Annotated in this window: 8 protein-coding genes; 3 read left to right on the top strand and 5 right to left on the bottom strand. The window is 72.8% G+C overall.

All coding sequences use genetic code 11. The features are described 5' to 3' along the window. The gene (gene kdpB, locus ABFX46_RS07165) at nucleotides 1-2,070 is read left to right on the top strand and encodes a potassium-transporting ATPase subunit KdpB (RefSeq protein WP_346040699.1); all 2,070 of its coding nucleotides are present in this window, start codon (nucleotides 1-3) and stop codon (nucleotides 2,068-2,070) included. A gap of 1 nt (nucleotide 2,071) precedes the next feature. Then, a complete protein-coding gene (locus tag ABFX46_RS07160; RefSeq protein ID WP_346040535.1) occupies nucleotides 2,072-2,944 on the top strand; it encodes a potassium-transporting ATPase subunit C in 873 nt (290 codons plus the stop codon). Nucleotides 2,945-3,039: 95 nt separating this feature from the next. Here the strand turns inward: ABFX46_RS07160 and ABFX46_RS07155 are convergent, their stop codons facing one another. Both ABFX46_RS07155 and ABFX46_RS07150 read right to left on the bottom strand, forming a co-directional pair. After that, the gene (locus tag ABFX46_RS07155) at nucleotides 3,040-3,705 is read right to left on the bottom strand and encodes a response regulator (protein ID WP_346040534.1); all 666 of its coding nucleotides are present in this window, start codon (nucleotides 3,703-3,705) and stop codon (nucleotides 3,040-3,042) included. Continuing rightward, nucleotides 3,702-6,215: a DUF4118 domain-containing protein gene (locus ABFX46_RS07150; RefSeq protein WP_346040533.1), complete on the bottom strand. Its 2,514-nt coding sequence runs from the start codon at nucleotides 6,213-6,215 to the stop codon at nucleotides 3,702-3,704. Before ABFX46_RS07150 ends, ABFX46_RS07155 begins: the two co-directional genes overlap by 4 nt. 198 nt (nucleotides 6,216-6,413) lie before the next feature. Between ABFX46_RS07150 and pabB the strand changes: the two genes are divergently transcribed. Beyond that, entirely contained in the window at nucleotides 6,414-8,546 is a 2,133-nt protein-coding gene (pabB, locus tag ABFX46_RS07145; RefSeq protein WP_346040532.1) for an aminodeoxychorismate synthase component I, read from the top strand. A 56-nt stretch (nucleotides 8,547-8,602) separates the two neighbouring features. Here the strand turns inward: pabB and ABFX46_RS07140 are convergent, their stop codons facing one another. From ABFX46_RS07140 to ABFX46_RS07130, 3 genes are all read right to left on the bottom strand, one after another. Beyond that, the gene (locus ABFX46_RS07140; RefSeq protein ID WP_428831224.1) at nucleotides 8,603-11,263 is read right to left on the bottom strand and encodes a cellulose binding domain-containing protein; all 2,661 of its coding nucleotides are present in this window, start codon (nucleotides 11,261-11,263) and stop codon (nucleotides 8,603-8,605) included. A 149-nt stretch (nucleotides 11,264-11,412) separates the two neighbouring features. Next, nucleotides 11,413-12,909, bottom strand: a complete 1,497-nt coding sequence (locus ABFX46_RS07135; RefSeq protein WP_346040530.1) for a serine/threonine-protein kinase — start codon at nucleotides 12,907-12,909, stop codon at nucleotides 11,413-11,415. After that, nucleotides 12,906-14,447, bottom strand: coding sequence for a serine/threonine-protein kinase (locus tag ABFX46_RS07130; protein WP_346040529.1), 1,542 nt, complete (start codon nucleotides 14,445-14,447; stop codon nucleotides 12,906-12,908). The genes ABFX46_RS07135 and ABFX46_RS07130 overlap by 4 nt, the downstream gene beginning before the upstream one ends. Nucleotides 14,448-14,480: the final 33 nt, after the last annotated feature.

Genomic DNA, 14,480 nt, shown 5'->3' with positions numbered 1-14,480 from the left:
ATGATGGACCCCCGGCAACTGCTCCGGTCGCTGCCGGACGCGGTCCGGAAACTCGACCCGCGCACCCTGTGGCGCAACCCCGTCATGTTCATCGTCGAGATCGGCGCGGCGTGGACGACCGTCCTCGCCGCCCTCGACCCGACCGTGTTCGGGTGGCTGATCGTCGCCTGGCTCTGGCTGACCGTCCTCTTCGCGAACCTGGCGGAGGCGGTGGCGGAGGGACGCGGCAAGGCGCAGGCCGACTCGCTGCGCAAGGCCAAGACCGATGTCGTCGCGCGCCGCCTCACCGGCCGTCCGGGCGTCCCGGAGGAGAGGGTCCCGGCGCCCGACCTCCGCCGCGGCGACCGCGTCGTGGTCGAGGCCGGGGAGGTCATCCCGGGCGACGGCGACGTGGTCGAGGGCATCGCGAGCGTGGACGAGTCGGCGATCACCGGCGAGTCCGCCCCGGTGATCCGCGAGTCCGGCGGCGACCGGTCCGCGGTGACCGGCGGGACGCGGGTGCTGTCCGACCGGATCGTCGTCGAGATCACCCAGGAGCCGGGCCGGTCGTTCGTCGACCGGATGATCGCGCTCGTGGAGGGCGCGAGCCGGCAGAAGACGCCCAACGAGATCGCGCTCAACATCCTGCTCGCCGCGCTCACCATCGTGTTCCTGCTGGCGGTCGCGACGCTCCAGCCCATGGCGGTCTACGCCAAGGACGCCAACCCCGGCGTCCCCGGCGGCCCCGCCCTCGGTTCGCACGGCGTGACGGGCATCGTGCTGGTGTCGCTGCTCGTCTGCCTGATCCCGACGACGATCGGGGCGCTGCTGTCGGCGATCGGCATCGCGGGCATGGACCGGCTCGTCCAGCGCAACGTCCTCGCGATGAGCGGACGCGCGGTCGAGGCCGCCGGCGACGTCGGCACGCTCCTGCTCGACAAGACCGGCACGATCACCCTCGGCGACCGGCAGGCGGCCGCGTTCCTCCCGGTCGCGGGCGTGCAGGAGGACGCTCTGGCCGACGCGGCGCAGCTGTCCAGCCTGGCGGACGAGACCCCGGAGGGGCGCTCGGTCGTCGTGTTCGCCAAGCAGCGCTACGGCCTGCGCGAACGCACCCCCGGCGAGCTGGCCCACGCGACCTGGGTGCCGTTCAGCGCCCAGACCCGGATGAGCGGCGTCGACCTCGACGACCCGGAACGGGCGCTCCGCAAGGGCGCGGCCGGCGCGGTCGCCGCGTGGGTGCGCGAGCAGGGCGGCGCGGTCCCGTCCGACCTGGCCGCGATCGTGGACGGCATCGCCGCGTCCGGCGGCACCCCGCTCGTCGTGGGGGAGCGGTCGGGCGGCGCGGCGCGCGTCCTCGGCGTCGTCCACCTGAAGGACGTCGTGAAGAACGGCATGCGGGAGCGGTTCGATGAGATGCGCCGGATGGGCATCCGCACAGTGATGATCACCGGCGACAACCCGCTGACCGCGAAGGCGATCGCCGACGAGGCCGGGGTGGACGACTACCTCGCCGAGGCCCGCCCCGAGGACAAGCTCGCGCTGATCAGGCGGGAGCAGGACGGCGGCCGGCTCGTCGCGATGACCGGGGACGGCACCAACGACGCGCCCGCCCTCGCGCAGGCCGACGTCGGGGTCGCGATGAACACCGGCACGTCCGCGGCGAAGGAGGCGGGGAACATGGTCGACCTCGACTCCGACCCGACCAAGCTCATCGAGATCGTGGAGATCGGCAAGCAACTGCTCATCACGCGGGGCGCGCTGACCACGTTCTCGATCGCCAACGACATCGCCAAGTACTTCGCGATCATCCCGGCGCTGTTCGCGGGCCTGTATCCGGGGCTGGACGCGCTGAACATCATGCGGCTGCACAGCCCGCAGTCGGCGATCCTCGCCGCGGTCGTGTTCAACGCCCTGGTCATCGTCGCGCTGATCCCGCTCGCCCTGCGCGGGGTGCCCTACCGGCCGGGCGGCGCGTCCCGGCTGCTGTCCCGCAACCTCGGCGTGTACGGGCTCGGCGGCCTCGTCGCCCCCTTCGCTGGCATCAAGATCATCGACCTGCTCGTCCAGTTCCTTCCGGGGGTGGCGTGACATGCGGTTTCCCACCTGGATCCGAGTGCATCTGGCCGCCGTGCGGGCCCTGCTCGCGCTGACCGTGCTGCTCGGCGTCCTCTACCCGCTGGCCGTGTTCGCGGTCGGCCGCCTGCCCGGCCTGCACGACCGCGCCGACGGTTCGCTGATCACCGCGAACGGCCGGACGGTCGGCAGCGCGCTCATCGGCCAGTCGTTCACCGGCAAGGACGGCGAGCCGCTGCGGCGGTACTTCCAGAGCCGCCCGTCCGCCGGCGACTACGACCCGACCGCCTCGGGCGCGAGCAACCTCGGCCCCGAGGACGTCGTCGACACGCTGCCCGGCGGCCGGGCGAGCCTGCTCACCCTGGTCTGCGAGCGCAGCAAGGCGATCGGCGAGTTCAACGGGGTCAGCGGCGCCCGCCCGTACTGCACGCCCGGCGGCGTCGGCGCGGTGCTGGCGGTCTTCGGGCACCGCGCCCCGGACGGGACGGTCCCGCACCCGACCCGCGTCGTCAGCGTGAACGAGGCGCAGGGCACGGTGAAGGCGCCGTTCATCGCGTCCTACAAGGGCGTCAAGGTCGACCTGGCCCGGCCCGGCGACGACCACTCCACCGGACTGATCGTCCCCCTCCGGGGCGACGCTCCGGCCGACCCCGCCGTCCCGCCGGACGCGGTCACGGCGAGCGGCAGCGGCCTGGACCCGCACATCTCCCCGGCCTACGCCGACCTCCAGGTCAAGCGGGTCGCCGCCGCGCGCGGCGTTCCGGCCGCGCGCGTCGAGCGGCTCGTCCAGCGGAACACGACCGGCCGCGCCCTCGGCTTCATGGGAGAGCCGGCCGTCAACGTGCTGAAGCTCAACCTAGCCCTGGACCAAGCGTTCCCAGCCCGCTAGAAAACGTTCACCAGCTCCGTTGACCTGCGGCGTGTTGTTGTTATGAGGGCTCTCATAACAACAACACGCCGCAGATCAACGCGGGGTGAGGCGGGCTAGGGCTGGTAGCGGTAGCCCATTCCCGGTTCCGTCAGCAGGTGCCGGGGGTGGGACGGGTCCGTCTCCAGCTTGCGCCGCAACTGGGCCATGTACTGCCGCAGATAGTGCGTCTCCGTCCGGTACGAAGGGCCCCACACCGTGGTGAGCAACTGCTGCTGGGAGACGAGCTTGCCGGGATTGCGGAGCAGGACGTCCAGCAGCCGCCATTCCGTCGGCGTCAGGTGCACACCGCCCGACACCGTCTTCGCCGCCAGATCGACGGTGTGCCCGCCCACCTCCACGGGCACGACCGCGTCGGCGGACGGGACCCGGCGCGACACGGCGCGGATGCGCGCGACCAGCTCCTCGATGTCGAACGGCTTGGTGACGTAGTCGTCGGCACCGGCCTCCAGCGCCTCCACCTTGTCGCCGCTGCCCGCCCGCCCCGACAGGACGATGATCGGGACCTCCGTCCAGCCGCGCAGCCCGTGGATCACCTCGATGCCCTCCAGATCGGGCAGCCCCAGGTCGAGGACGACCAGGTCGGGATGCCACGAGCCGGCCCGCCGCAGCGCGGTGGTGCCGTCGGCGGCGACCTCCACCTCGTAGTCGCGGGCGCGCAGGTTGATCCGCAGCGCCCGCAGCAGCTGCGGTTCGTCGTCGACGACGAGCACGCGCGTCACGGCGCCTCCTTCCGGTGCACGGGGAGCGACACGATCATGGTGAGGCCGCCGCCCGGGGTGTCCTCGGGGATCAGCGCACCGCCCATCGCCTCGGTCAGCCCGCGCGCCAGCGCGAGCCCGAGGCCGACGCCGGTGTGGTTGTCGCGGTCGCCGAGCCGCTGGAACGGCAGGAACGCCCGCTCCCGCTCGCCGGGCGGGATGCCGGTGCCGCGGTCGGCGATCCGCAGCTCCACCCGGTCCCGGATCGCGCCCGCGGTGATCAGCACCGGCTCGCCCGGCGGGCTGTGCCGCAGCGCGTTCGCGATGAGGTTGACGAGCACCCGTTCGAGCAGGGCCGGGTCGGCCGACACCTCCGGCAGCGCCGGGTCGAGCCGCACCGACGCCTCGCCGCCGCCGAGGTCGTCCAGGTTGTCCAGGGCGCGCGGGACGACCTCGTCCAGCGCCAGCGGGCGGGCGGCGATGCCGAGGACGCCCGCCTGCAGCCGGCTCATGTCGAGCAGGTTCGCCACCAGCCGGTCGAGCCGGTCCAGGGACTGCCGCGCCGTGTCGAGCAGTTCGGCGCGCTCCTCGTCCGTCCAGGCGATCGAGGTGCCGGTGAGGCTGTCCACCGCGGCCTTCGCCGAGGCCAGCGGCGTGCGCAGGTCGTGGCTGACCGCGTTGAGCAGGGCGGTGCGCATCCGGTCGGCGGCCTCCAGCGGGCGCGCCCGCTCGGCCTCGGCCCGCAGCCGCTGCTGCCGCAGCGCGCCCGCCGCCTGCACCGCGAACGCCTCCAGGACGCGCCGGTCCCCGGCCGGCATCGGACGGCCCCGGACGGCCAGCGTCAGATCGTCCCCGACCGGGATCTCGGCGTCGCCGTCGCCGGGCGTCCCGCAGGGGCGGCCCCCGACGGTCGCGACGATCCGCCAGTCGTCCTCCGCCGACGGGCGCTCCAGCAGCGTGACCGACGCCAGCCCGAACGTCTCGCGGAGCCGGCCGAGCACCGCGTCCAGGGCGTGCTCGCCGCGCAGGACGTCCCCCGCCAGCGTCGACAGGACCTCCGCCTCCGCGCCCAGCCGCGCCGCCTCCCGGGACCGGCGCGCGGCACGGTCCACGACCACGCTCACCCCCATCCCGACCAGCACGAACACCGCCAGCGCGAGGAGGTTCTCCTCGGCGGCGACGGTGAACCGGTGCACGGGCGGGGTGAAGAACCAGTTCAGCAGCAGGAACCCGGCGACCGCGGTGAACAGCGCCGCGCGCATCCCGCCGACCAGCGCGATCGCGACCACCGCCGCCAGGAAGAACAGGATGTCGGACGGCAGCGAGATCGCCGGACGGGCCTCCAGCAGCCCGAACGTCAGCAGCGGCAGGCCCGCCAGCGCCAGCAGGAACCCGCCGACCCGGCGGCTCACCGGCAGCCCCTGCTGCCGCCCCGGCCGCGCGACGCCGCGCCGGGCCTGGTCGTGTGTGACCATGTGCACGTCGATCGAGCCGGACCGGGCCGTCGTCGTCACCCCGATGCCGGGCCGCAGCAGTTGCGCGAACCGTCCGCGCCGCGACACCCCCAGCACCAGCTGCGTCGCGTTCGCGCCGCGCGCGAAGTCCAGCAGCGCGCGCGGTACGTCGTCGCCGACGACCTGGTGGTAGGTGCCGCCGAGCCCCTCCACGATCTGCCGCTGCCGGGCGAGGTCGCCCGGCCGCGCGCCCGCCAGCCCGTCGCCGCGGGCGACGTGCACGGCGAGCAGGTCGGCGCCCTTGGACCGGGCCGCGATGCGGGTGGCGCGGCGCAGCAGCGTGTCGCCCTCCGGGCCGCCGGTCAGCGCGACGACGATCCGCTCGCGCGCCTCCCACGTCCCGCCGATGCCGTGGTCGGCGCGGTACCGGTCGAGCTGGTCGTCGACCTTGCCGGCCAGCCACAGCAGGGCCAGCTCCCGCAGCGCCGTCAGGTTGCCGACCCGGAAGTAGTTCGACAGGGCCGCGTCGACCTTCTCGGGCCGGTACACGTTGCCGTGCGCCATCCGCCGCCGCAGCGCCTCCGGCGCCATGTCGACCAGCTCGACCTGGTCGGCGCGGCGGACCACCTCGTCCGGGACGGTCTCCCGCTGCACCACCCCGGTGATCTGCTCGACCACGTCGTTGACCGACTCCAGATGCTGGACGTTCACGGTCGAGATGACGTCGATCCCGGCGTCCCGGATCTCCTCGACGTCCTGCCACCGCTTCGCGTGGCCGCCGCCGGGGACGTTCGTGTGCGCCAGCTCGTCGACCAGGACCACCGCCGGCGCCCGCTCGATCACCGCCGCGACGTCCAGCTCGGTGAACTGCGCGCCCCGGTACGTGAGCGTCCTGCGCGGGACGACCTCCAGGCCGTCCAGCAGCGCTTCGGTGCGCGGACGATCATGCGTCTCGACGAATCCGACGACGACATCGGTGCCGCGCTCGCTGCGCCGCCGGGCCTCCGACAGCATCGCGTACGTCTTCCCCACGCCGGGGGCGGCCCCCAGGTAGACGCGGAGCTGCCCCCTGGCCATGCCCCCATTCTCCCAGGCCGTGCCCGTTCGCGATGCCGCGCCCTCCCGTCTTGACGCCGTCCATACGCCATCGCCGCCGACCTCGACGCTTCCCATACGCGAGGAGGGTGACGGACGGGACCGGTGAGCCGGGTACCGTTTCGCCGTATACCGGTCACGCCGAACGACCGCGTCCGCCAGCCATTCCAGTGAGCGCCCGTGCAGACCCTGATCATCGACAACTACGACTCGTTCACGCACAATCTCGTCCAGTACGTGGCGGAAGCCGGGGCCGAGCCCGTCGTCCTGCGCAATGACGAGGCCGAGTGGACCCCGGGGCTGCTGGAGCCGTTCGACAACGCCGTCATCTCGCCCGGCCCCGGCTCACCGGAGCGGGCCGAGGACTTCGGGATCTGCGCGGACGTGATCAGGCACGCCCGGATTCCGCTGCTCGGGGTGTGCCTCGGGCACCAGGGGATCTGCCATGTCCTGGGTGCGCGCGTCGTGCCCGCTCCGGAGGTTCGGCACGGGCTGCCCTCGTGGGTCGAGCACACGGGGGAAGGGCTGTTCCGGGGTGTGCCGTCGCCGTTCTCGGCCGTCCGGTACCACTCCCTGGTCGTGGAGGAGCTGCCGCCGGAGCTGGAGGCGGTGGCGTGGACGTCCGACGGGGTTCTGATGGGCGTCCGGCACCGGCGCCGGCCGATCTGGGGCGTCCAGTTCCACCCGGAATCGGTGTGCACGGACCATGGGCGGCGCATCATCGCGAACTTCCTGGAGCAGAGCGGCCCCGTCGGCGCGGCGCCGCGTCGCGGTGGCGCCGCGGCGGAGGCGCGGGCGCGGGCGAAGGCGTTCAGGGTGGTCGCGCGGCGGCTGGGCGCGCCGGCGGTGGCCGAGGACGTCTTCGATGCGCTGTTCGCCTCGTCCGACCGGGCGTTCTGGCTGGACAGCAGCCGGACCGGCGAGCACGGCGGACGGTTCTCGTTCATGGGGGACGCCGGCGGCCCGCTGGCGCGGTTCGCCGCCTTCGACGTGGCCACGGGTGATCTGACCGTCGAGTCGGCGAGCGGACGGGAGCGGATCGAGCGCACGTCCTTCTTCGACTGGATCGACGCCGACGTGCGCGCCCACGCGGCGGAGGCCCCGGACCTCCCGTTCGGCTTCTCCCTCGGCTGGGTGGGATACCTCGGCTACGAGCTCAAGGCCGAGACCGGGGGCTCCCGGACGCACCGCTCCCCGCACCCCGACGCCGCCATGGTCTTCGCCGACCGGGCCGTGGCGTTCGATCACGTGGAGGGAGCCGTCCACCTTCTGGCGCTGTGCCCGGCGGACGACGAACGTGCGGCGGTGTCCTGGCTGGACGAGACGGAAGCGCGCCTGGCCGACCTGCCCGTCCCCGACGCACCCGCCCCGATCGCCGGATCGTCCGGGACGTCCGGGACGTCCGGGGCGTCCGGGCTGACGCTGCGGCACGGACGCCGCGCCTACCTCGGCAAGATCGCCGAATCCCGGCGGGAGATCATCGCCGGGGAGACCTACGAGGTCTGCCTGACCAACATGCTCACGGCCGCCGTGCGCGCGGACCCGTGGGACCTCTACCGCCGCCTCCGGCGGAGCGACCCGGTGCCGTTCGGGGCCCTGCTGCGGTTCGGCGACCTGTCGGTGCTGAGTTCCTCGCCCGAGCGCTTCCTGCGGGTGTCGGCGGACGGGGAGGCCGAGTCGAAGCCGATCAAGGGCACCCGGCCGCGCTCGCCCGACCCGTCCGAGGACCGGCGGCTGCGCGCGGACCTCGCGCGGAGCGCCAAGGACCGCGCCGAGAACCTGATGATCGTCGATCTCGTCCGGCACGATCTCGGGGGAGTCGCCGAGGCCGGGTCGGTCACCGTCGACCCGATCTTCGACGTGGAGAGCTACACGACCGTCCACCAGCTGGTGAGCACCGTCCGGGCCCGGCTCCGGCCGGACGTCTCGGCGGTGCGGTGCGTGCGGGCGGCGTTCCCCGGCGGCTCGATGACGGGGGCGCCGAAGATCCGCACCATGCAGATCATCGACCGGCTGGAGGAGGGGCCGCGCGGCGTGTACTCCGGGGCCATCGGCTACTTCTCGCTGTCCGGGGCGGCCGATTTCAGCATCGTGATCCGCACGGCCGTCGCCTCGGCGTCCGCCGGACGCGTCGAGTTCGGCATCGGCGGCGCCATCACCGCGCTGTCCGACCCGGCCGCCGAGTTCGAGGAGACCGCGGTCAAGGCCGCGCCGCTGCTGCGCCTGCTCGGCGCTCCCTTCCCCGACCTTCCCGCCCGCCCCGGCTTCCCCGAGGCGCCCGTCTCCGAGGCGACCCTCGTGGGCGGAGCCTGACAGGGACGCCGAGGCGGGGGCGGGGCGGGAGCGCGAGACCGCCCCGCCCCCGCGCGTCACTCGCCGCCGCAGGCGGGAGTGACGGTCTCGGGCGTCCCCGTGCCGATGAACCCGAACGTGCTGCTCGCGCCGGGCGCGAGCGCGCCGTTCCAGGATTCGTTGGCCGCGCTGACCGACGCGCCGTCCTGCGTCACCTTGGCGCCCCAGAACTGCGAGACGGTCTGGCCGCCGCCGAACGTCCAGGACGCCCTCCACGCGTTGATCGCCGCCGTCCCGGTGTTCTTGACGGTGACCTCGCCCTGGAAGCCGCCTCCCCACGACCCGGTCGTCCTGTAGACGGCCGTGCAGCCGCCATCGGACGGCGGTTCGGTGGTCGGCGGGTCGCTGGTGACCGGCGGACTCGTCGGGGGCGTGGTGTCGGAGGTGTCCCCGTAGACGATGCCCCGCCCGTTCGTGCCGAGGTAGACGCGGCCGTAGACGCGGGGATCACCGGTGAGCGCCTCGCCCGCGTTGCCGTACTGGTGCTGGTCGTCGTTGATGCGCGTCCAGGTGCCGCCCGCGTCGTTCGACCGGAACAGCCCGGTCGTGCCGCCGACCGTCCCGACGAGGTAGACCGCGGAGTAGCCCGCGCCCGGAGCGGCCTTCCCGAACCCGACGTTCACCGCCTTGGAAATGCCGGCCGCCTTGCTGAAACTCGCGCCGGAATCGGTCGAGTGGAACAGCCCGGTGCCGCCCGCGAGCCAGATGTCGCCCTCCGTGCCGGGCACCGCCTTGAAATGGACACCGCTGGACGGCAGCCCGGACGCCGCCGTCGCCGAGAACGACTGCCCGCCGTTCGTGCTGACGTAGAACCTGCCTCCGGAGAACGCGTAGAACTTGCTCGCGTTCACCCGGTCCGACTCGACGATCGCGTTCGCGGGAACGCCGGACGACTGGCTCCAGCCAGTGCCGAACCCGACCGAGTAGACGACCTGCTGGCCGCTGTCACCCGGCGCCCACACGAACCGGCTTCCGTCCGCCGCCGCCGCGACGGTGCCGCCGTTGTTGACGCCGCCGGGCTCCGTCCCTTGGAACCAGGTGGCCCCGCCGTCGGTCGAGAACGCGACATGGCTGTCGTTGGGACGGTCCGAATCGGTGAAGCTGCCCGCCCGCACCATCACGCTCGGCTTGCCCTCGGCATAGTCGAGGCTCGTGGTGCTGGTGAAAACGGGCTGGGTGAACATCGCCGGCGGAACGGCTCCGAGATCGGTGTGCCGGAACCCGCCGATGTCGCCGAGCCCGCTGACCAGCGGCGCCCCGGACGGCGGACTGATCAGGTCCAGGACTGCGGTCTCCTCCAGCCCCTTCACCATCGGCTTGATCGCGATCTGGCCGCCCGCGTCCCACTGGGTGAGGTTCTCGGTGCCATAGACGGTCGCGCCCGTTCCGTACATCAGCCGGTCCGAATTGAACGGGTCGATCTCCACCGACTCGTTCATCCAGCCGAGCTTCGGGGTGACTTCCGGCGGCGACGGATTGGTCCCGAACGTCAGCCAGGGCACGCTGGAGATGTCCTGGGTGTAGCGGAAACTGCGGTTCGGGTAGCTCGTCCAGTCCCAGATGCGGGTCCAGGACGCGCCGCCGTCCGTGCTCCGCCACATGATCATGTCGGGCCACCAGGACACCTGCGTGGCCACCATCAGCGTCCCGGGACGCTGCCGGTCGATCGTCAGGCCGCTGTAGCCGAAGTAGTCGTCCGAACTGCTGGACGGAATGGGGCTGATCTGCGTCCACACACCCGACCGCGTATCGAACTTCCACACGTCGCCCTTGCCACCGTCATAGGGGCCGGACGTGTCGCTCGTGGCGATGTAGAGCACGTGATTCGCGGCGTCGAGCACACCCTTGTGCGCGATGTACCCAGTCGGCTGCCCCGGCACGCGCTCCCACGTCGCACCCGCGTCCGTGCTGCGGTAGACGGTGTTCTCCTTATCCGCCACGCCCACGTAAATCGTCCTGCTCGGCGTGCCGGCCGTCCCGCTGCTCTCGTCGAACGTCACCCACACGACACCGGGCCGGTGATTTCCATATCCGGTCGTGTCGCTCGGATTGTCGGAGTAGTCGCCGGGATTGGTGAAGCTGCTCACCTTCGCCCACGTCACACCCCGGTCGGTGCTCCGCCAAAGCCCATGCCCCTCGGACGTGCCCATATAGAGCACCCGGTCGTCATTCGGATCCACCGCGAGCCGCTCGCCCATGCCCCGCCCGGGCATGTTGCCGCCCAGTTTGAACGGCAGCTCGGTCGCCTGCCATGTCTTGCCGCGATCGGCCGACCGCAGCACGGCCCCGTTATTGGGGTCCCAGCCATTGGTGTACATCCCGACGGCCGCATAGACCCGATCGGCGTCCACCGGATCGGCGGCGAGGCTGATGACGCCGTTGTAGCCCCACTTGTCCCAGCCGACCCAGTCCAGCAGCGGAACCCACCGCCCGGCCGACTGGTCCCACCGATAGGCCCCACCGATGTCGGTGCGGGCGTAGACCAGGTTCTTCTCCTTGCGGCTGAAGACGATGCCGGGCACGAACCCGCCCCCGTCGATCCGCACGTTCTTCCAGGTGTACGTCTCGGCGGCCGCCGCCGGACGGACCGCGACGGCGGCCACCACCGCCACCATCGAGGCGACCAGGGCCAGCGCCGCCACCACGGCCGCGACGGCCCCGCCGATCGTTCTTCGCATGGGCATGCACAACCTCCTTGGATCTGACTGGAGGCTGATCGAAGCGCTTCGATTCGTCAACGATGTCCGCGGCCTTTCACGAACGGGCCCGCTCACCTGCGCAGACGAACGGTCGCGCATGAAAACCCGCGAAAGCCGTCTCGGCGGGGTCAGGAGTGTTCGAGGGATGTGCGGGTCCAGGCCGCGGCCTGGCGGGCCAGTTCGTCCTGCTGATCTCGCTTCGTGCCGTACTGGATCTCGGCCACCAGGTTGTCGACGTGGAACCAGATGACCGAGTCGCCGTCCGGGCCGAAGGTGGTGAAGGCCCCGTCGCCCAGCTCGGGGAGCGGTGCGACCTGCTCGGTGGCGTTGCCCTGCTCCTCGGCGAGAAGGCGGCGGGCGTCGCCGGCGGTGTCCGCGGTACGGAGGGTGAGGGTGAGCCGCTCGTCCCCGTCCGCCAGTGCGGAGGTCTGCCAGACGCAGTTCTTGCGCGGCCGTCCGGTGGACGAGTCGGGGCTTTCGTCGCCGTGGTTGTGGAAGGTGCGCACCAGCCGCGTCGCCTGTTCCGCGCTGATGAGGCCGCAGGGGGCGGGCGCGGACGCGAACGGGGTCGGTCCCGCCGTGCCCGCGGACGCTTTCGCTCGCGGGACGGGGGAGGACGGCTCGTCCTGGCCGCGGGTGGTGATGATCACGATGGCCGCCATGACCGCCGCCGTCGCCACGGCGACGGCCAGGGCAAGGAGGAACCAGGGGCGGCCGGTCCTCGGCGAGTGGGCGGGGAGGGTGGGGTACCCGGCATTGGCTGAGTGCGGCGTCGGGGGCGGGGCCGACGGGAGCGGGCCGGTGCGTTCGCCCGCCACCAGAGCGCGCAGGTACGCCTCGGCCTCTTCCGCGCTCAGGCGCGCCCCGGGGTCTTTGACGAGGAGGCGCCCCAGCAGCGGGGCGAGCGGCCCGGCCGCACGCGGCGGGTCCGGCTCGTCGGTCAGGACGGCTCCGAGCGTGCCCATCACGGTGCTCCGGGCGAACGGGGAGCGGCCCTCGGTCAGGGCGTAGAGCGTCGCCCCCAGTGACCACAGGTCGGAGGCGGGGCCGCCGGTGTCGTGCCGCGCGCGCTCGGGCGCCATGTAGGACGGCGACCCGATCAGCGAACCCGGTCGTGTGAGCGTGGCCTCGCCCTCCAGCGCCGCGATGCCGAAATCGGTGAGGACCGCGACCCCGTCCTCGCGGAGGAAGATGTTGGCGGGCTTGACGTCCCTGTGCAGGATGCCCCGGGCATGGGCTGCGCGGAGGGCGCCGAGGATCTCCAACCCGATGCGCGCCACCCGGTCGGGCGGGAGCGGGCCGTCGTCGGCGAGCACCGCGTCGAGGGAACGGCCGGGAAGCAGGTCCATGACGATGCACGGCCGGCCCTCGTCCACGACGACGTCGTGCACGGTGACGATCGACCTGTGCTGGAGGAGGGCGGCCGCCCTCGCCTCGCGCAGGGCGCGCTGAGCGGCGTGGTCGCGCTGCTCGGCGCTCAGATGGTCGGGGAGCAGCAGCTCCTTGACGGCCACGTCCCGGCCGATGCGCTCGTCGCGGGCGCGCCAGACCACGCCCATGCCGCCCGCGCCGAGGCGCTGGACGAGCCTGTACCGCCCGGCGAGCGTCCGGACCGGCGCGGTCATGGCGCCGCCGCCGCTCGCGCGACCCAGCGTGCGGCCTCACGGGCCTCGCCGGGGGACGCGGTGCCGCGCTCGTACATCAGCTCGACTCTCAGCACCGTGTTCTTCACCCGGAGCACGACCCCGGAAATGTCCATGGACTTCGACAGTCCTGTGGACGTGTAGGCGAACGCCTCGTCCCCTATGCCGTCGAGGGTGCGGGCCCCGGTCTGCCGCGCCTTCACGTGATTGACGTCGATCTCGGGCCATCCCCAGTAATGGATTCCGGGTGTGGCCGCGTTCTTGGTGCTCACATACTTGTTGTGCGCCTCGACGGCGGATCGCGGGGGACCGTCGACGGTGGTGCGGCCGAGGTCGGTGATCGCGAATCCGCGTTTGGGCGCCGCCCATCCGCAGGATTTCCCGTCTTTCTCCACCTCCGGCTCCTCGCCCGGTATCAGGCGGCTCACCTGCTGCTTCGTGAGCAGGCCGCACAGGTCGAGGCCGGGCGGCGTACTCGGAGGCGGAGTCGTGACGGGTGCCGCCGCCTCCGGTGTGGACGACTGCGATCGCGCCGGATTGCCGCTTCTCCCGGTCTCGCCATCGGAGGAGTTCGCGGCGATGACGCCCACGAGCAGAACGCCGATCGTGACCAGGGTGGCGCCCGCCGCGATGGGCATCCATATTCGACGTGATCCCGTCTGCCCGGGAATGGGCGGGACGGGCATCGGCTCGGGGAGACCGGTCGGTCTTCCGGCGGACACATTCCACAGAGCCCGCCGCACGTCCTCCATTCCCGGCCGTGCGGACGGGGCCTTCCGAAGGAGCTGCCACAGCAGTGGCGCAAGGTGCCCGGCCTGCCGCGGCGGCGCCGGTTCCTCGGCCAGCACGGCGCCCAGCACCGCCATCGGGCCGTCCCGCTCGAAGGGCGGCCGGCCCTCGACCGCCGCGTAGAGGGTCGCCCCGAGCGACCAGAGGTCGGACTCGGGACCGCCCGGCTGCTCGCGCAGCCGCTCGGGGGCGGTGTATCCGGGCGAGCCGACGAACGTCCCGGTGCGGGTCAGGGCGGGGTCGGCCTCGATGCTCGCGATCCCGAAGTCGGTCAGGACGACCCGGCCGTCCTCGGCGAGCAGCACGTTGCCGGGCTTCACGTCCCGGTGGACGATGCCCCGGGCGTGCGCCGCGCCGAGCGCGTCCAGCAGCGCCAGGCCGATCCGGGCGGCCGCGGCGGGCGGGCAGGGGCCGTCGCGCCGGATCACCTCGGCCAGGGAGGCGCCGCGCACCAGCTCCATGACGATCCACGGCCGCTCGTCCTCGATCACCACGTCGTGGACGGTGATGACGCCGGGATGGTCGATCAGCGCCGCCGCCCGCGCCTCCCGCTGCGCCCGGTCGGTCGCCACCCGGCGCTCGTCCGCGGTGAGGACGTCCGGGAAGACGATCTCCTTGACCGCCACGGTGCGGTGCAGCGTCTCGTCCACGGCCGACCAGACCGTCCCCATCCCGCCGCTGCCGAGCCGCTCCCCGAGGCGGTACCGGCCGGCGAGCACATGACCTGACACCTGAGCCCCGGACCCCCTTCCACCGACCGATCA

The sequence above is a fragment of the Actinomadura chokoriensis genome (assembly GCF_039529475.1).
GTDB classification, from domain to species: Bacteria; Actinomycetota; Actinomycetes; order Streptosporangiales; family Streptosporangiaceae; genus Spirillospora; species Spirillospora bangladeshensis.
This window is presented reverse-complemented; position numbering and strand designations above follow the sequence as displayed.